Origin of the sequence: Fulvivirga ulvae (genome assembly GCF_021389975.1) — a bacterium.
Taxonomy (GTDB): domain Bacteria; phylum Bacteroidota; class Bacteroidia; order Cytophagales; family Cyclobacteriaceae; genus Fulvivirga; species Fulvivirga ulvae.
On the sequence record NZ_CP089981.1, the window covers coordinates 2373531 to 2393154 of the forward strand.

The 19624-nt window shown below is 46.0% G+C and carries 8 protein-coding genes and 1 pseudogene; all 9 read left to right on the forward strand.

The features are described from left to right. The first annotated feature begins 4 nt into the window (after positions 1-4). Positions 5-3328 (forward strand): maltose alpha-D-glucosyltransferase, encoded by a 3324-nt coding sequence (gene treS / locus LVD17_RS09825; RefSeq protein WP_233766424.1) that lies wholly within the window; start codon positions 5-7, stop codon positions 3326-3328. Beyond that, on the forward strand, positions 3321-5384 hold the full coding sequence (glgB, locus tag LVD17_RS09830) for a 1,4-alpha-glucan branching protein GlgB (RefSeq protein ID WP_233766425.1): 2064 nt from the start codon (positions 3321-3323) through the stop codon (positions 5382-5384). Before treS ends, glgB begins: the two co-directional genes overlap by 8 nt. A 339-nt stretch (positions 5385-5723) precedes the next feature. Then, positions 5724-9290: an RHS repeat domain-containing protein gene (locus tag LVD17_RS09835; RefSeq protein ID WP_233766426.1), complete on the forward strand. Its 3567-nt coding sequence runs from the start codon at positions 5724-5726 to the stop codon at positions 9288-9290. A 31-nt stretch (positions 9291-9321) separates the two neighbouring features. Further along, complete coding sequence (locus LVD17_RS09840; protein ID WP_233766428.1) at positions 9322-16014, forward strand: DUF6443 domain-containing protein; 6693 nt, start codon at positions 9322-9324, stop codon at positions 16012-16014. A gap of 805 nt (positions 16015-16819) precedes the next feature. Next, positions 16820-17926 (forward strand): annotated as a pseudogene (locus LVD17_RS09845) (RHS repeat-associated core domain-containing protein); the annotation flags it as partial. Then, positions 17923-18312 (forward strand): hypothetical protein, encoded by a 390-nt coding sequence (locus LVD17_RS09850; RefSeq protein ID WP_233766429.1) that lies wholly within the window; start codon positions 17923-17925, stop codon positions 18310-18312. The pseudogene LVD17_RS09845 and the gene LVD17_RS09850, both read left to right, overlap by 4 nt. Positions 18313-18326: 14 nt before the next feature. Beyond that, entirely contained in the window at positions 18327-18629 is a 303-nt protein-coding gene (locus tag LVD17_RS09855) for a hypothetical protein (RefSeq protein ID WP_233766430.1), read from the forward strand. 42 nt (positions 18630-18671) lie between these two features. Continuing rightward, complete coding sequence (locus tag LVD17_RS09860) at positions 18672-19085, forward strand: hypothetical protein (protein WP_233766431.1); 414 nt, start codon at positions 18672-18674, stop codon at positions 19083-19085. Between the two features lie 179 nt (positions 19086-19264). After that, a complete protein-coding gene (locus LVD17_RS09865) occupies positions 19265-19477 on the forward strand; it encodes a hypothetical protein (protein WP_233766432.1) in 213 nt (70 codons plus the stop codon). Positions 19478-19624 lie beyond the last annotated feature (147 nt).

Here is a 19624-nt window from a genome sequence, read left to right on the forward strand (position 1 = left end):
TACTATGGCAACAAATAAAGCTAACATTGAAGATGACTTATACTGGTATAAGGATGCCATCATTTATGAGCTCCATATCAAAGCTTTTTATGACAGCAATGGTGATGGTATTGGTGATTTGCGTGGCCTTCTTGAAAAACTGGATTACCTTGAAAGTTTAGGTGTAACGGCTATCTGGCTTCTTCCGTTTTACCCCTCCCCGCTGCGTGATGACGGTTACGACATTGCCGATTACTATAGCATCAACCCTTCCTACGGAGATATTAAAATATTTAAGCAATTTATAAAAGAAGCCCATAAACGAGGCTTGAAAGTCATCACTGAGCTGGTCATCAACCATACATCTGATCAGCACCCCTGGTTTCAGAGAGCCAGAAGGGCAAAGCCGGGGTCATCCTATCGTGATTACTATGTCTGGAGTGATGACCCTAACAAGTACAAGGATGCGCGAATTATCTTCACGGATTATGAGCCGTCCAACTGGTCGTGGGATCCTGTGGCGAAATCCTATTACTGGCACAGGTTTTTCTCGCATCAGCCTGATCTGAATTTTGACAATCCGCAGGTAAAAAAAGAAGTGTTCAGGATACTTGATTTCTGGTTTGGCATGGGGGTGGACGGTTTCAGGTTGGACGCTGTCCCGTATCTCTTTGAAAGGGAAGATTCCAACTGCGAAAACCTGCCGGAAACGCATGCTTTTCTGAAAGAGCTGAGAGCCCATGTAGACAGAAAATATAAGAACAAGCTACTGTTGGCTGAGGCTAACATGTGGCCAGAGGATTCAGCTTCATACTTTGGTGATGGTGATGAGTGCCATATGAACTATCACTTTCCTATTATGCCCAGAATGTTCATGGCTGTAAAAATGGAAGACCGCTACCCGGTAATTGATATTATAGACCAGACACCGGAGATCCCGGAGTCATGCCAGTGGGCGATCTTTTTGCGTAACCATGATGAGCTTACCCTCGAAATGGTAACTGACGAGGAGCGTGACTACATGTATAAGGTTTATACTAAAGATACACAGGCGAAGATCAATGTAGGTATCCGCCACAGACTTGCACCATTGCTGGAGAATAACCGCAGCAAAATCGAGCTGATGAATGTGCTCCTGTTTTCGCTACCCGGCACACCTGTAATCTATTATGGGGACGAGATTGGCATGGGAGATAACTTCTACCTTGGTGACAGGGATGGTGTGCGCACTCCTATGCAGTGGAGCGCTGATAAAAACGCAGGATTTTCAAGTGCCAATCCACACAAGCTGTATCTGCCGGTAATTATCGATCCGGAATACAAATACGAATCGGTAAATGTAGAGGCCCAGCAGATCAATTCATCTTCATTATTGTGGTGGATGAAGCGTGTTATTGCCATGCGAAAGAAATACAAGGCATTTGGGCGGGGTGATATTAATTTTCTGTCTCCGGCCAATGCTAAGATCATAGCCTATACACGTACTTATGAAGATGAGGACATTTTGGTGTTGGCTAACCTCTCACGTTTTCCGCAGGCGGCCGAAATTGACCTGGAAGATTATGAAAACTATGTACCTGTGGAGGTTTTTAGTCATAATAAATTTCCCGGGATCAGCGACAGGCCTTACCTGTTCACTATGGCGCCCTATGGCTATTACTGGTTTATCCTTGAAAAGGAAAAGGATTATACCGAAGAAAAAGGAGAAGTGCATACCTTTAAGCTCACGGCCTGGGCTGATCTCTTGACAAGCAGGAACTTACAGAAACTTGAGAACAAGGTACTACCGGCATATATGAATGAATGCCGCTGGTTCGGGGGCAAGGCTCGTGTAATTCAGAGCATGAGTGTTGTTAACCAAATTGACATTCCTGTTGAAGATATGCCCGCTACGCTGATCACCATTGAGGTTAACTATAACGAAGGTCTGCCCGAGGTTTACCAGCTGCCACTGGCCTTTATGGCTTATCAGAATGAGGAAGAGTTTCGCGCTATTAATAAAAAAGGAATAATAGCCAATGTCGCACTGAGCGACAGAGAAGGGGTACTTTTCGATGCAGTATACAGCGAGGAGTTCAGAAACGCCCTGTTTAGCAATATAAAAGCAGGACGAAGGCTTAAATCTGATCCGGGAAACCTTGTTTTTTATACCAGTGAAAAGAATGGGAATTTGAAATCAAATGGAGAGCTGCACTCCAAAGTATTAAATGCCGAGCAAAGCAATACTTCCCTGACCTATAACAACAATTATTTTCTGAAGCTATACAGGAAGCTGGACAATACCATTAACCCTGACCTTGAAATTACACGCTACCTGACCGAAAAAACAGCCTACAATCACGTGCCCCGGTTTGTAGGGGCCATAGAATACGATAAGAAGCAGGAAGGAAGCCTTATATTGGGGATGATGCAGGAGTTAGTTCCCAATCAGGGTGATGCCTGGGAGTATACCAGGGATGTACTTAACAGGTTTTTTGAGAAAGTACTTACCCAGCCCAAAACTATTCACCCCGTGGCGGCCAAAAAAGACCTTACAGAACCTTTGGTATACAAAAAAATGTCGCCTGTTTTGCGCGACCTGATGGATGGCCCTTTTCCCGAGAGAGTTTCCCTGCTGGGGCAGCGCACTGCTGAAATGCACCTGGCATTGGCAGAACATCCGGAAGAGAGCGATTTTGAACCGGAACCGTTTTCATTACATTATCAACGCTCACTTTATTCCTCATTACAGTCGCTTACCCGGAGTACATTTCAAAATCTGCAAAAAAGTATTAGCAGACTGCCAGAGGAAATGCAAAGTGAAGCCCGGGAGCTGCCCGAGCTGAAAGGACAGGTCTTAAGATGCTTTAAGCGGATTTTTGATCACAAAATTTCTACTATGAAAATCAGGACCCATGGAGATTATCATCTTGGTCAGGTATTGTGGACAGGTAAGGACTTTGTGATCATTGACTTTGAAGGAGAGCCGGCCAGGGCCTATAGCGAGCGAAGGTTGAAAAGATCTGCATTACGAGATGTGGCAGGTATGATACGGTCGTTCCATTACGCTTCATACAGCACCATTATGCAGCCTGAGTTTGAACAACAGCGAAAAGACGGCAAGCTGGAAAAATGGGCTGAGACATGGTATCATCACGTCACCAGGTTTTATATGCATGGCTACCTGGAAAATGTGGAAGGGCAGAGCTTTGTGCCAGATAATAAGGAGGACCTAAAAATATTGCTGGAAACGTTCCTCCTTGAAAAGGCAATATATGAACTGAATTATGAATTAAACAACCGTCCTGATTGGGTGATCATACCACTGAGGGGCATAAAATCAATAGTAAGGAGGTATACCCATGGCTAAAAAAGAAAACTCAAAAGCAACGGTAAAAGAAAAGAAGAATGTAGCACGGCCTTCCGTGAAAAGGACCAGTGCCGAAACTGCAAAAACACCTCCTGAAATAAGGCAACCGAAAGCGGATAAAGCAGTAAAAACCGAAGAAGTGCAGGTGATAGACCATGTTACGCTTTTTTCAGACTACGACATTCATCTATTTAGAGAAGGTAAGCACTACGAGCTTTACACCAAGCTGGGCTCCCATGTTATAGAGCATAAGGGAGTAAAGGGTACTTACTTTGCACTTTGGGCTCCCAGTGCGGAAAGTGTATCGGTGATTGGTGATTTTAATCACTGGAAGCGAAACGAGTACCCCATGTATGTCAGGTATGATGGTTCCGGTATTTGGGAAACATTCATTCCCGGCATTGGTGAAGGTACGGTTTATAAATATTTTATAGAATCGGGCCACGGAGGTTATAAAGTAGAAAAAGGTGACCCGTTCGCTTTTAAATGGGAGGTGCCTCCCAATACAGCCTCCATCGTGTGGGACATTACCTCTTCCTGGACCGACAAGGCATGGATGGATAAAAGAAAGAAAAGCGCAGGCAAACCACAGGCATTCTCAGTCTATGAGTTGCATTTAGGTTCCTGGCGCCGGGTGCCTGAAGATAATAACAGGTCGTTAAGCTACCGTGAAATGGCTACTGAACTCCCTGCTTATGTTAAAAAAATGGGATTTACCCATGTGGAGTTCATGCCTGTGATGGAGCATCCGTTCTTTGGCTCATGGGGCTATCAGATCACGGGGTATTTTGCGCCTTCCAGCCGCTTTGGCACTCCGCAGGACTTTATGCACCTTATTGATGCCCTGCACCGGGAAGGCATAGGGGTTATCCTTGACTGGGTGCCATCGCATTTCCCTTCCGATCAGCACGGTCTGCATTACTTTGACGGCACATTTTTATTTGAGCATGCCGATCCCAGGAAGGGCTATCACCCTGACTGGAAAAGCTATATATTTAATTACGGACGAAATGAAGTACGGGCCTTTTTGATCAGTAATGCCATGTATTGGCTGGAAAAATACCATGTTGACGGCCTGCGTGTGGATGCTGTAGCTTCTATGCTCTACCTGGATTACTCCAGAAAAGAAGGCGAGTGGGAGCCAAACCAGTATGGAGGCAATGAAAACCTCGACGCAATCTCATTTTTAAAGGAATTTAACGAGGCTGTTTACGCCAGGTTTCCTGACGTGCATACCATTGCGGAGGAGTCTACTTCGTGGCCGATGGTATCAAGGCCTACCTATATCGGAGGGCTGGGTTTTGGTATGAAATGGATGATGGGCTGGATGCACGATTCCCTGGAGTATTTTAAAAAGGACCCCGTACACCGCCAGCATCATCAAAATGAGATTACCTTTAGTGCCTACTATGCGTTTACCGAGAACTTTATGCTTCCGCTTTCCCATGACGAGGTAGTGTATGGAAAAAACCCGTTGCTGTATAAAATGCCGGGCGATGAATGGCAACGATTTGCTAATCTCAGGGCGCTGTATGGCTACATGTATGCCCATCCCGGAGCAAAGCTGCTGTTTATGGGTGGTGAATTTGGGCAGACCTCTGAGTGGAGCCATGACCAAAGTCTGGACTGGCATCTGGCCGACTACCCGCTCCACCAGGGTGTACAACAGGAGCTTATAGCACTTAATCAGCTATATAAAACCGAGAAAGCACTATACGAGATCAGTTTTGAGCAGGCAGGTTTTGAGTGGATAGATATTCATGATGCACTTAACAGTGTCATTTCCTTTGTTCGCAAAGGCTTAAGCAATAAGGAGCAGCTCCTCATAATATGTAACTTCACCCCTGTTCCCCGGGAAAACTATCGTGTAGGTGTGCCCGAAAAAGGTTTTTGGAAAGAGGTCTTCAACAGCGATGACCAAACCTATGGCGGAAGCCATGTGAAAAATAATAAAGCCATTGCTTCGGAGCCCTTACAGGCCCATGGAAGGGACAACTCCATCACCCTCACCTTGCCACCACTTGGTGTGGTGTATCTGAAGTTTAGTGAGAAGTAATTTCTAACCCTCCAGGAGTTTTAAAACCCCTGGAGGGTTAGAAATACCATGTAATATTCCGATCTGGAAAGCACAAAAATACATGCCATTTCCAGCCTTAATTTAAAGTACCCCCGCCCTGGCCCTCATTAATAGCGCAAATAATCTTCACTACCCACATCGTTTAAATATAAACTTTCCAATAATTAGAAAAATAGTTTTATTTCTAATCGAATAAACTATAAATTGCGTGCGATTTGTGTTTAGAGCAAATCTTGGCTTTAGTTTTACTTTTTGCAGCCCCACGGAAAAGTAATTTCTACACTGATTTTTTTATTATTCTAACGATTAAGAACTTATATGCATTCTTCCAGGCTCAGTAGTGTTGGAGTGTTCAGAATTTTTGGTTCTGTAATACTCCTGGGTTCACTTTTGTTGTCCGGCGTTACTATACCGGCAGCAGCACAAAACGATCACATAGCTTCACCGCAGGCGGTGTTGCCCTCTTCCGAGGCCATAGCCCTGGCCAGGCAGGTAGCCATACCCGTCGGAAGCTATACAGGATTGCCGGACATCTCCATTCCGGTTTATGCGCTCACAGGAAAAGACATCAACCTGCCCCTGTCGTTGAGGTATCATCCTGCACTTGACAGGGAAGGCCCGGCAAGGACGTGGGTAGGCAACGACTGGGTGCTTGAAGGAGCCGGCATGATCACCCGGGTGATCAACGGCATCAGCGACTTTGAAGCCAACGGATATGTTGGCTCAAACCTCCCCGCCAACCTGTCCGCCGCCTCATCAACCTACATTAACCAGGCCGTGAGCGGGACGACCGATACAGGGCCTGACATTTTCTATTTCAATTTTGCCGGGTATAAAGGCAGCTTTGCTTTTACCCCACAGGGAGAACTTATTACCGATCCCTCCAACCAGTTAAAGATAGAACCCCTTACCAACGAAAACGATGAATGGATGGTCCGTGATGCACAAGGCTACCGGTATATATTCGGAGGCCCCGGTGGGCTGGAGCATATCAGCCGGGACGGAGAGAATAAACTGGCTGTAACCGGCTGGTACCTGGTTAAGATCATTTCACCCTTGAAGGAAGAAGTTGTGCTTAGCTATGGAGAGCCCATACTCGTAGAAAACGACTACTATGCAGACCAGAGCCTTCCCGGGCGGTTTGAGGCCAGCTTTGCCTATTTTATAGCGAACCAGAAACTTGACCTGGCCCGCTATCACTTTGTACCCTTCCTGGGGAGCATCACCCTGGATAACGGTCTGTCAGGCAACAGGATAACATTTGATGCCAGAGATATCGATAATGGCTCACCATTTGGCAATGGAAGCCTGAAAGAGCTTACCAAAATCATAATCGAAGTAAAGGACGGGGCCGAATGGAAACAAACAGGACATGTATCGCTTGGCATGGGTGATAACCTCACCTCGGTGTACCACTACCATTCAGAGGTGATTGGTTATTACACTAACCCTGCAAACCCCTTTAATCCGCTTCCCAGTCCCGAAACCCCCTCCATACGCGAAAACCTGATATCAGCCACCAGGATTTCCTACAACAACATAGCTGGCAACCCGCTGCTATCCGAGATAGTATATAACTCAGGCAAAAAGATAAAATACTACTACGAACCGCATGATTTTTCAAACTACACCCTAAGCAGCGAAGACCTGGAAAAACTAAAACCCGGCTACCGGCTGGAACATGTAGTGGTAGAAGGAGCCGAGCCCCTGGAAACCTACTTTCATTACGAAGACGAGCAGGGCAATCCCAGCGGCACCTTGTACAACTTCAAAAGTTTTGAATACAACATAGACAGGTGGTACAGGAAAAGCAGCTACAGCATGTATAACGGGCCCATGACCAATAACCACGTCACCCCATTGTTCAGCACAGTGCTGGGCGGCCCCATGGTCACCTACTCCAGCGTATGGACAGAATCACCCGGCAAAGGAAAAGCCACCTACAAATTTACCGAACCCGTTTTGCCATCCACCCAGGCAGAAGGGTACTACAGCCAGTCCTTTAGCACCTTTCTGCCCGGGCTTGACTTTACCGGCGGAAAACTCACGGAAAGCAAAGTCTATAAATATGAAAACAACACCTGGCACGCCGTGCAGCGCACCAGCCACACCTACGAGGAGATAGCCCGACCACCCCTGAAAGGACTTAACCTGCTCATGATAGATGCCGCAGGCGATAAAAATGTAGTCAACGCAGCAAGCACCATCACCGGCAACAACAGCAGCAGTACCACCGTAACCTTCGGGGATATTACCGGTATGCAGACCTACCAGCTACCGACCAGCTGGACCCGGTTGAGCCAGAGCGTGACCACGTACTCAGAGACAGCAGGCATTTCAAAAGCCACCACCACCAGCTACGAATACAACAGCCAAAACCTCCCCTACAAAACCACCACACTACTGGCCAACGGCGTATCAGCATACAGCACCATATCCTACCCCTTCGAATATCCCGGAGAGCCTGTTTACGACGAAATGGTCTCACGCAACATGCTGGCTTACCCCATAGAAGCTCTTACATACAGAAAAGAAGGTACCACGGAGCTACAGACCGGCGGGACCATCACCGACTACGGCTTTTATGCCGACAACGACCCCGCCAATGACCAACCAGGAATGACCGGTGAAAATATACTCGTAAAAGCCCTTTACCACTGGGAAAACCAGGCCGAAGGAGCCACACCAACCTCGGAAATTCCTGTACTAAGCAGCAAAAACTATAAACTGAGCGCCACATTTGACTACGACACCCAAGGCAACCAGGTACAAACAGCCGGCAAACACAAAGTGGCCACCACGGTTTGGGACTATAAAAATGAACTCCCTGTAGCCAGCATTGCCAATGCCCATGCCTCCGATGTTTACATCAACAGTTTTGAAGAAAACGGGACAGAAGCACAGGCTAAAACCGGGCAAAAAAGCCATGAAGGAGGACAATACACCATTCCGTTTACCCCCGATCCCGGCAAAGCGTATACCCTTACCTACTGGTACTACAGCGGCGGACAGTGGTACTACAGGGAAAAACCCTTCGAAGCCACCATCAATGAAGGAGAGGCCCTGGACGAAGTGCGGGTATACCCAGTAGGGGCCCGTGTTACCACCACTGCCTATGACTGGAAAGGCAATGTTATCTCGGCAACAGATGCCAACGACCAATCCGTTTATTATGACTACAACAAAATGAACCAGGTCACCAACATCAGGAACAACGACCGGGATATTGTACAGACAACAAAGCACAACTATGCATACTTTGATTCACCATGCGAAGGGACAGCAATAGCCCCTGTTCAGGCAGGTTTTGGCGGAGGAGATAATATGACCGTTGGACTAGGAGTCTACTATACCCTTACCGTGAATGCCTCAGGAGGGTGTGGCCAGCTCTACTATAACTGGTATGCCGTGGATGCGGCCGACAACCAAACCTATTTGGGTACCACTGCCCCCGAGAATGACTGGTCCAGCACGGTTCAACTGAAGGCCCTTTGCAAAGATTACTTTACCATTAAATGCGAGGTGGTAGATGCCAACGGCACCGGGATGGCTACCGTCAGAAAATATATCAAAGTAGACAGAGAAAACGCAGAAATGACATTCTCCCTCAGTGGAGGACCATTATACCCCTATAACTACTGTACCGTAAACTCAGACCAGATAGCAGTAACCCCCAATATTACGGGCGGATGTGGTGCCTATACCTACTCCTGGAGCTATAGCTACCATAACGAAAATACATCAGGTACCATCACCAGCTCCGATCCTGTTTTTGTGGAGAAATTTCTTGGAGCAGGAACGCTGACCTGTACAGTGACAGATATTTCCGGGCTGACGGCTACAACCACACAGAATATTCGCCAGGACAAAGACTGCCTGAATTAAACTCCTCCACCGATTAAAAAAGAAACTTCAGATGATGAATATAAATAAACTACAGCATTACACCTTCGTTTTGATTTTGCTTACAGCCTCTGTCCTTTCCCATGTTGTAGCAGCAGAGGCAGGAATCCGTAGTAAAAATAGCATATCAGCTACCTTGCCCAACCCGGTGGCCGTCAATAAACAACAATACGGGAAAGGCTATGCCAAATTTGAAGCAACAGGCTCTAGCGGCACCTACTACTGGTACAACAATGCCTCCGACGCCACACCAATCAATGCCACACCCAAGTCATCGGTAGTGCTGCTGATCAGCTCCACCACCGTACTGTATGCCCAGGGCTACACACCAGAGGAGGGTTACAGTGCCAAAGTAGCTGTAACCGTGTCCGTTCATAAATTTCCGGTAGTTAAAGTCATCGGGCAGACAGGCATCGATTTTCACCAGGAATGGGTAGAGCTCAGCACCACCGAGCCCCACGACCAATACCAGTGGTACAAAAACGGGAGCCCGATTTCCGGTGCCACCGAGCGTAACTACAAAGCAGCCAGCGCAGGCTTTTACATGGTAGGCACCAGGAAAACCGGTTTTGGCAAAGAACTGAAATCCGACCCCTTCCGTGTAGCCCACATGCTGGAAGATGAAAACCGTACCTATTCCATCAACACACAGGTTTTAGTACCCGGGGCAAAAAGCGCCGGAGATGTGATCAGACTGGATGCAACAGACAAACTGCAATCCATCAGCTACTACGATGAATACGGCCGCGTAGAACAGCAGATGGCCATCGGAGCCAGCCCCTCGGGAAAAGATATCGTCAGTGTACACGAGTATGATGCCCTGGGGCGGGAGTCAAAAAGCAACCTGCCCTTTACCCATGATGGAGGCTCCGGCCTGTACATAGACGACTGGCAGGCCAGGCTCAATGCCTTTTACCAGCAAGCCGGGGACGGCATAGCCAATACCCTCAAACCCTTTGCAGAAGTGGAGCGGGAGAACTCACCCATGGGAAGGATCAAAAGGTCAGGCGCCCAGGGAGAAGCCTGGCAGCTTTCCGGTACCCATACCACAAGCTATGACCAGCAACTTAACGATGGTACCGAAAATGTAAGAATTTGGAAAATAGACGAAACCACAGGCCTGCCCGTGTCAACATCATCCTATACAGCAGGGCAGCTCACCATACAGAGCGTCACCGATGAACAAGGAGTGACCACCAAAAGCTATACCGCCCCGGAAGGCTACACCATACTTCAGGAAGCAGCCCTTCAGGCAAAGACCTATGCTGTTTATGACGAACGCGGCAGAATGCGCTTTGTACTGCAACCCGAACTCGTCAAAAGCCTGATAGCCTCCGGAAGTTATGAACTTACACCCCAGCAGATAGAAAACATGGCTTTCCAGTATCAATATGATGCCAAAGGGCGGCTGACCGGCAGCAAAACCCCGGGAGCAGACTGGATTTATATGGTGTACGATGAGCTGGACAGACCCGTACTAAGCCAGGATGGCAACCAAAGACTTAATAGCCAGTGGATGTTTGTGAAATATGATGTTTTTGACAGACCGGTATCATCGGGTATTTACCAGGGTACAGCTTCAAGAGAGGACATGCAGCAACGACTCGACCGCTACTACAATCAAAAAATAGAGTGGGAACACTTTACCGGAACAGCTCTTGTGGATGGGCACTTGCAAAAAAACCTGCAGACCTCGGCCTGGGGAGATGCCGGAGCGTCGTCAGGAGTAGTACTTGAAAGTGGTCAGGACGGCACCATTCACTTTGAGATTACCGACCTGGCACACCAGTACATGATCGGCCTTTCCGATGCAGATGTTAACGCCCACTACAACACCATTGACTACGCCATTTACATAGATCGCACACGCTTTTATGTATACCATAACGGCAACAAAGTGTGGAATACTGGACTACTGGAAATGGGGGACATCTTCCAAATAGAAAGAAAGGGAAGCGAGATAAGGTATAAACAGAACGGAAGCGTGTTCTATACATTAGCCACAGCCAATACAGGAGCACTGATAGCCGACGCTGCGATATATACCGCCGGAGGACGTATAGATACAGAAGTTACAATAAGGAACTATGAACAGAAGGGAACAACATACTTTGGCTACAGCGATATGGCCTTCCCGCAAATAGCAGACCAGCAAAGCTTCCTGAACGTCGTGTATTATGATGATTATAACTTTACACATGCCTCGGCAATTGAGTATACCTATGAACCAAATGAAGAAAATCCTTCATATTTTGTTAACGTTAAGGGATTAGTAACCGGAGCAAAAACCCGCATACTTGGAGAAGAGGTCTGGATCAACACGGTTACCTATTATGATGACCGATACCGTAACATACAGTCGGTAAGCAATAACCATAAAGAAGGCATAGAAAGACTAAGCCACCACTACGACTTTACAGGGAAAGTGCTGAAAACAGAGACCAGCCATACGCTGCCCCTTCCGGTTATCTGGAAAAACATGACCAATGTAGAGCAGGCCGGTTCAATTTTTACCTCTACAGCCAGTGTGAACTGGGGAGGCGGAATGGCCTCTGCTAACCAGCTAAAGGCCGGGGAAGACGGCTGGATAGAAACCACCGTAATATCCTTTGGCAACAAATTCCTCGGCTTTTCCGAATGGGACAATGGCGTTTCGTTTAACGACATAGACTTTGCCATGTACATGAACGGAACGAACCTTAAAGCCTATAGAAAAGGAACATACCTGGCCACGATAGGAACCCTTGAACTGGGGGACAAGCTCAGGATTGAAAGAGCCCAGGGCACAGTGATGATCTACCACAACAATAACCTGGCCTATACCTTCGCAGATAGCAGTGCGGAGGCTCTTGTAGCAGATGCTTCCCTGCAACAAGCCATAGCCACTTTAGGGTACATCCGTTGTTCATTTGGAGTACCTGCGCCACCAGAGCCCCCTTACGAAGTGCTATGGGCAAGCCGGCATGGAAACACCTTTGAAAACGGAACCCTGACAAAACAGCACGCCAGTAACTCATGGGACATCGGAGGATCATATTCTTTCAACCGCCTCGAAGCCAATACAGACGGGTGGGTCACCTTTCCTGCTGCCCAGCATGATGTAAGCAAAGTACTGGGCCTTGCCCATGAAGACCAGGGAAGCCGCTATAACGACATCAACTACGCCATATACCTTAAAGCTGATGGCACGGTTGCCATTTTAGAAAAAGGAGATGAATTGGAAACTTCAGAAACATACCAAAGCAGTGATATATTCAAAATAGAAAGAGTCAACGGAGAGATCAGGTTCCTGAAAAATGACCAGGTATTCCATATCTCTGAAACGAAATACAATGGATCACTGATGGTGGACGTGAGCATCTACAGCCAGGGAGGCCTCTTTACCAATGTGCAAACCTCCTTCCCTTACCTTCAGCCCAAATCCTCAGCTATAGACCTGGTTCAGCGATTCGATTATGACCGAGTAGGCAGACCCCTGAAAACCTGGCATGAAGTAACAGAACAGATCCAATGGCAAAAAAGCAACCATATTGGAGAAACCGGCGACGGCATAGAAAAGACAGCAGGCACAAACTATGCCTGGGATACCGGGGCAGAATCCGTTAAAATACTGCCGGCCGGAAGCACCGCCTGGGTAGAAATGACCGCCGCCAGCGCCGATAAAGCCCTGTTTTTCGGGTTGTCTGCCACCAGTGCAGACCATCACTGGAATACCATCGAAAATGCCTTCTATCTCACCAATGGAGGAGAAGTGCAGGTAAGGAGGATCGGGAGCAGCACCAACTGGCTGAGCACCACCCGCACATACTCCGCAGGCGACAGGTTCAGGATAGAAAGAAATGGAACCAGCCTCCTCTTCTACCATAACGAACAACTCATCTACACGAGGGCAGCACTTTCAGCGGTTGACCTCAGAGTAGATATTTCGCTTTATGAAACAGGCAGCAGGATCATCAGCCCTACCCTCGGGTACGGAGAGGTGCTTCTGGCCGAATGCAACTACAATGAGCTGGGAGAGCTCATAGAGAAAAACCTGCATAAAGATAAACATGACCAGGACTATGCCCAATCCGTAGACTACCGGTATAACATCAGAGGCTGGCTTAAATCCATCAACAACGCCAGCCTTGAAAAGAACGATGAAAATAACCCCAATGAACCCCACCCCTTTACAGGCGAAAAAGACTACTGGGGTATGGAACTGAGCTATGAAGACAATGCAGGGACCGGCAACACCGGCTACTTCAATGGCAACGCAAGCGCCATGAAGACCAGCTATAATATGGGTATAGGCGAAATAAAACAGCAGGCATACAACTACACCTACGATGACCAGAACCGCCTGACCGGTGCAGCCTATAAAGCCGGCGCCACCGGTACCTGGACCGCCATGCCCGGCTACTACGATGTAGAAGACATCAGGTATGACCTGAACGGAAACATTACAAACCTGAAGAGATATGCCAACTACAGCCAAAGGACAAAAATTGATGACCTCGACTATGACTATAACGATGCAACCGCCGGAGTGAGCAACCGCCTCACCGCTATCACCGATAACAGCATCGCAGAACCGGCTATAGAAGGCTTCAGAGACAACCCCGGAGCTGACTACACCTACGATGCCAACGGCAACATTACCAGCGACAACAACAAGGACATCGCCGACATCAGCTATAACTTCATGAACATGCCCGAGCAGATCGTAAAAACGGATGGCTCCAAAGTTACCTTTACTTACGATGCCTCAGGGGGTAAGCTTGCCAAGTATGTTTATGACCCCTCCGGCAACCTGGTAAAAACCACCGACTACATTGGGGCCTTCACCTATGAGAACGATACCCTGCAATACATCCACCACCAGCAGGGGCGCATACTGCCGGGTGAGCTGGACGGAAGCTGGGAGTATCAGTACTACCTTTCCGACCACCTGGGCAACGTACGTACGGTATTTACCACCAAAGAAAAAGTACACACCTTCAAAGCCACCATGGAGAGTGAAGAGGCCCACCATGAAGGGGAGATCTTCACCAACCTGGACAAATCCCGGGCACCGGACCCGGATGCAGTTTCGGGAGACGAGGTTTCGAGGCTGAACAGTGTGCAAATGACCGGGCCGGCACTTAGCTTGCCGGTGTACCCCGGAGACAGGATAGATATGAAAGTGCAGGGCTACCACAGAGGGGGCAGCGGCAATGCCAGCCCTGTAGACCTCGACGACTTTATCACCGCCCTGGCCGGTGCCTTTGGCGGAGTGAGCGGCGGCAATGCCATGGAGCAGGCCATATACAGCATAACCGAGCAGGCCATAGACCCCATGTTTGGAGGTATAGGCCTGATGGGTACCCAAAATGACCAGCAACCCGCGGCCTACCTCAATTATATCATATTCACCAAAGACTTTAAAGTCCATCAGCATGGCCATACACAGATACCTGCCGCGGCCAACACGGTGCATAAGCTAAGAATAGACAATATCACTTCTGATATCGCAGGATTTATCTATATTTACCTCACTAATGAAAGCAATACACTAAACGAAGTGTATTTTGATGACTTTGAGGTAACGTTAACGGAAGGGAAGGTAGTGCAGAGCAATAACTACTACCCGTTCGGGCTACAGCAAAATACGAGCTGGACCAGGGCAGCGCAAACTCCAAACGCCCACAAGTTCAATGCAGCCACCGAGTACAACGACTTTACGGATACTTACGATACCCCGTTCAGACAATACGACCCGGCCACAGGTCGCTTCAATGGCGTGGATGCTTTAGCCCACATGATGCCAAACCTAACGCCTTATAGGTTTGGGTTTAATAATCCAGTTTCTTTTAATGATCCTACGGGGCTTATAGAACTTCCTTTAGTGTGCAAAACCTGTGAAACGAATGGGGGTAGCGGGGGAAGTGGTTTTGACCAATACGACGACTTGGTGAGCTCTGGCAATCCCTATTCGTTAGTAGGCAGTATGGGGCCTGGTTCAGGGCGCCACTGGACGGACCAATTATGGAGACGTGCAGGAGCTGTAGGCATGGAAAGAAATGCCCGCATGATGAGCCAGCAAACCTTTGACAGGTTTTATAATATTACTGATGATAACCGCTGGGAGAAAGCCAATGAAGCCGCTGTTAATGTGTATGGCAAAGTTGGTTCGGTTGAAGTTGGTGGGTATAAAAGTGATAAATACGGGTGGAAAGGAAAACCTGCCAGAAATGGATGGAGTGTTGAGGATTTTATTTTGGACGACCCTAAAATGGTTTATGCTGGGGTAAACCCTTTTGAAGAGGGCTCAGCTTTACGGGAAAATGGACTTAACACAGCTGCGGGTGTTGCTGGTATTGTGAATGGAGCCGCAAGCATAGTCTCTTATAGCCCTCGTCCAATGTATACAGGTCCTGTAGAGTGGTCTACTACTGTTAAAGGATCTGCTAAATTTGGTGCTCGAGCAGGAATAATTGGGTTAGCTTTTACGGGCGCAGATATGATTAACAATGGCGTTAATACTAGTAATGGCCTAGACGCGGTAATGGGAGGCGTTGGTTTTGGAGGACCTGTTGGAGCGATTGTTTCCGGTGTATATTTCATAGGCAACTTAATAACAACGGGTGTTACCGGGGAAAGTATTGGACAACATATAGATAAGTATTACTGGATGCCAATGCCTGGATCAGTTAGCTTTGTACCTATTGGTAAAAAGATCAAATAAATGATAATGAGTATATTCGACTATATTTTTTATAGGTTTTATAAATTTTACGTTGGCCAAGGGAGTAGTATTACTCAGACGTACGCTGCGGGCTTGGTATCGATACTCCAATTTTTTACAATATTGTCTGTAGTTGGGGTATTATCCTTGATATGGGAGTTTGAAATATTTACTAAGTATCAGAGTATACTTATTATAATACCATTAATGATATTAAACTGGTATCGTTACGAACGGAATTTTGATATAAAAAAGCATGAATCTCGTTGGAGAGATGAGCCAAAATTAGAGAAAAGAAAGAAAGGTTGGTTAATTGTTACATGGTTTGCTCTTGTAGTTTTAATCCCTGTTTCTATTGGGGTATTACGACATAATCTTGGCTTAATCTAAAGGTGAATAAATTTCAGATGCTGACCCTGTCTGGTCTAAGGTTTAGCATAGCGATCCTTATAAAACGATGAAACTGGCGCAAGTATCCACTTGTGCCTTTCATTGTTTTACGGGAAAGCTTTTCAGCAATCCTACGACCACTAATGAATTAGGGCGTCCGCCTGGTATGAATTTATTGTAGACTGAGAAAAATAAAACTATATTCGCAAGTGCTTAAAAGCACAAAACGTTCTTTGTATGAGTACACTGCAAGTCTTTTGCACTAAAGAAGTTGTGCAGAGGCAACGAAGTGTATTTTGATGACTTTGAGGTAGTGTTAACGGAAGGGAAGGTAGTGCAGAGCAATAACTACTATCCGTTCGGGCTACAGCAAAACACAAACTGAACCAGGGCAGAACAAACCCCCAACAAGTTCAATGCGGCCACCGAGTACAACGACTTTACGGACACTTACGACACGCCGTTCAGGCAGTATGACCCGGCCACTGGCCGCTTCAATGGTGTGGATGCTTTAGCCCACATGATGCCAAACCTAACGCCTTATAGGTTTGGGTTTAATAATCCTGTTTCTTTTAATGATCCGACAGGGCTGAATGAAAGGCCGGTGGAGTTAGACCTCATTGACAGGAGAACAGGTGGTGGCAGAAGTATTATCAGTGGGGCGGACAATGATTTATCGATGATTTGGCTTAGTGGTGGTATGGGTAGGGCTAGTATAGGTTCTGGTATGTACCATCGTAGTTATGGTTATAAGGGGTCTGGAAAAGGTTATCGTTATAGTTCTGTCTCAGCAATGGCCAATGATGCCTGGAACGCTACTTCTGAAAATGGCTGGTCTGTTACAACTTATGATAATGGTTCCAAAACAGGCTTTGCCTCAGGGACGATGGCAGACCTTGGAGGTAGTGGCCATGGTGCTATTAGGGTGTATAATAAGTATGCTGGTAAGGCTGTTAAGGGAAATACATACAAAGGTGCTTATGTTTATGATTTTGAGGCACTGATGTTCTTAATTAATCAAGGAGGTACTCCGGAATTGAATCAGAGTGGAGGGAATGGTTGGAGTGTTATGGCGGATAGTAACCCAAAACGAACTAGTAAAAATGTGCCTTATGGAGAAGGTCATAAAATTGGATTAGCAGGCACTATTGCTTTTTTTGATACAGGGTATGCAGTAGAACTTGGCTTAGCTTGGGATGACAATGGAGATATGGGTATATATTTTACTCATGGAAAAGCAGTAGGATTTGATGCATCGTTTGGAATTGTTTCAGGATATATGCGGACTAATGACCCGAAGGATGGTTTTAGCTTAAACCTATATGAGGGTTATGGGGGGTCTCACAACGGAGCTTTGTGGATGTATGATATGGGATATGGAGGTGATAATTTTAATGGTGACAATCATCTTGATGGTTTTGGTAAAAACTATGAGGAAGCCGAAGGAGGAGGCTCCATAGGTTCTCCTATAGGTTACACGCGTCAGTTTACACATACATTTTTTATTTGGAGTACGCTATGAAGAAAGTAATTCTTGGAATTTTAACGCTATTACTATCAGCAGTAATAATAAGTTTTTTGTTAAAGGAAATTTTGCAGACGAAACCTTTTAGTAATCGTAGAAATAACAGTTTATGTAAAACTGAAAAATTTGGTAGGGCTGAATTTTTTTCAGGCATAATTGTGAAAAAATATTTAGATCGAAAAAATCACAGTAATAGAACCATAAAATTTAAAAATAACAATGATATAAAAGAGTCAATATTGTTTGCTCTGGACTCAAGTGGGGCATATGATTTTCTTATTGAAGGAGACTCTATAGTTAAAAATAAGGGTGAGTTAAGAGTTAGGATTTATAGAGACTCCGTACTCAATGAGTTTAATATTGACTATGGGTGTAAACATTAAGTTATAAAGACATCATGGATAGTTTGATTTTTGTAGTTGTTGTAGGGTTAGCTGTTGCCGGGAACATATTTTACTATCAAATGAAACATACATTAAAAGTAGCTGGTTATAAAGTGAATTATTTTTATGGTCATTTTACTGATTTGTTGAACATGTATGACTTAATCAAAAATGAAAAGGATAAGAAGTTGAAGAGAAAATACAGCATTCAATTGGCGCGGGTCATTATTTTAATCGTTTCATTTATTGTTACTGCAGCAGTATCGTTCTTTGTTAATCAAACTAGCTTCAGTTGGTGTATCAGGTGCTACTTATAGCTGGATGAGAACGTGGACGTTTGGAGGTAATCTTTAAGAATTATGAAAAGAAGTTGGATAATAGTATTAGGGGTGATCTTCGTGCTTTTGGTTGTCTTTCATTTTATGTTTTCTAGAAAGATCCTGACAAGAACCCCCTTTTCATTGATGAATCTAGATGAAACCAGATGCTGGAGGGAGGAACAGGCAAGAGAGGTGCTGTTTAATGGTATAGTGGTTTCTAAATATAAGGATAAGAGAAACCATGCTTATGAAACAGTTGAAATCGAAAACCCGGACGGTCTAATTAAAAGCACGGTGTTTGTTGGAGAGTTTGCAGGAGCATATGAGCTTGTACATGAGGGAGATTCTCTTTTCAAACCAGTAGGAGAACTTGAAATGACAATAGTTCGAAATGGAAATAGCCAAGTAAAAGTGTTGGAATACGGTTGTAAGGAAGATACGGTCGGTGATTGAGATAGCAGCTATCCAAACTAAATCGTAATAATATAGAAGCTTAGGTAAATAGCCCGGGCTTTTTTCATATCGGAATGGGCGCAGGAGATAAAGGAGAGTAATACAAGGAGCCTTGCAGGGATGCAGGGCTTTTTTAAGAATAAGCCTTTCTAGTCTTAGCATCCCTTAACATGGCATCAATGGTAAATAGAATGTGGTCTTTATCTTTTTCATTGAGGGTCAGAATGTCATTGATCCTTTTGGGCATGGTTTGTCTTGATATAGTTGTCAGAACTACCGATCAGGTAATCAAGAGAAACCTCGAGAACTTCCGCAATCTTGGCCGCCACTTCAATAGAAAGTTTTACCTCATCACACTCTTACCGGCCTACCGTGGTAGGAGTCGCTTTTAATACTTTAGCAGCCTCTGTCTGGTCTAAGGTTTAACATAGCGATCCTTAGACCTATAATGAAGTAGGGCATCCGCCCGGTATGAATTTATTGTAAACTGAGAAAAATAAAACTATATTCGCGGGTGCTTTAAAGCACAAAACGTTCTT

Excerpts from the sequence above, each read along its gene's own strand:
- LVD17_RS09850 (WP_233766429.1), top strand. The coding sequence starts at position 17,923 with ATGAAGAAAGTAATTCTTGGAATTTTAACGCTATTACTATCAGCAGTA.
- LVD17_RS09840 (WP_233766428.1), top strand. The coding sequence starts at position 9,322 with ATGATGAATATAAATAAACTACAGCATTACACCTTCGTTTTGATTTTG.
- LVD17_RS09860 (WP_233766431.1), top strand. The coding sequence starts at position 18,672 with ATGAAAAGAAGTTGGATAATAGTATTAGGGGTGATCTTCGTGCTTTTG.
- LVD17_RS09835 (WP_233766426.1), top strand. The coding sequence starts at position 5,724 with ATGCATTCTTCCAGGCTCAGTAGTGTTGGAGTGTTCAGAATTTTTGGT.
- treS (WP_233766424.1), top strand. The coding sequence starts at position 5 with ATGGCAACAAATAAAGCTAACATTGAAGATGACTTATACTGGTATAAG.
- glgB (WP_233766425.1), top strand. The coding sequence starts at position 3,321 with ATGGCTAAAAAAGAAAACTCAAAAGCAACGGTAAAAGAAAAGAAGAAT.
- LVD17_RS09865 (WP_233766432.1), top strand. The coding sequence starts at position 19,265 with ATGGTAAATAGAATGTGGTCTTTATCTTTTTCATTGAGGGTCAGAATG.
- LVD17_RS09855 (WP_233766430.1), top strand. The coding sequence starts at position 18,327 with ATGGATAGTTTGATTTTTGTAGTTGTTGTAGGGTTAGCTGTTGCCGGG.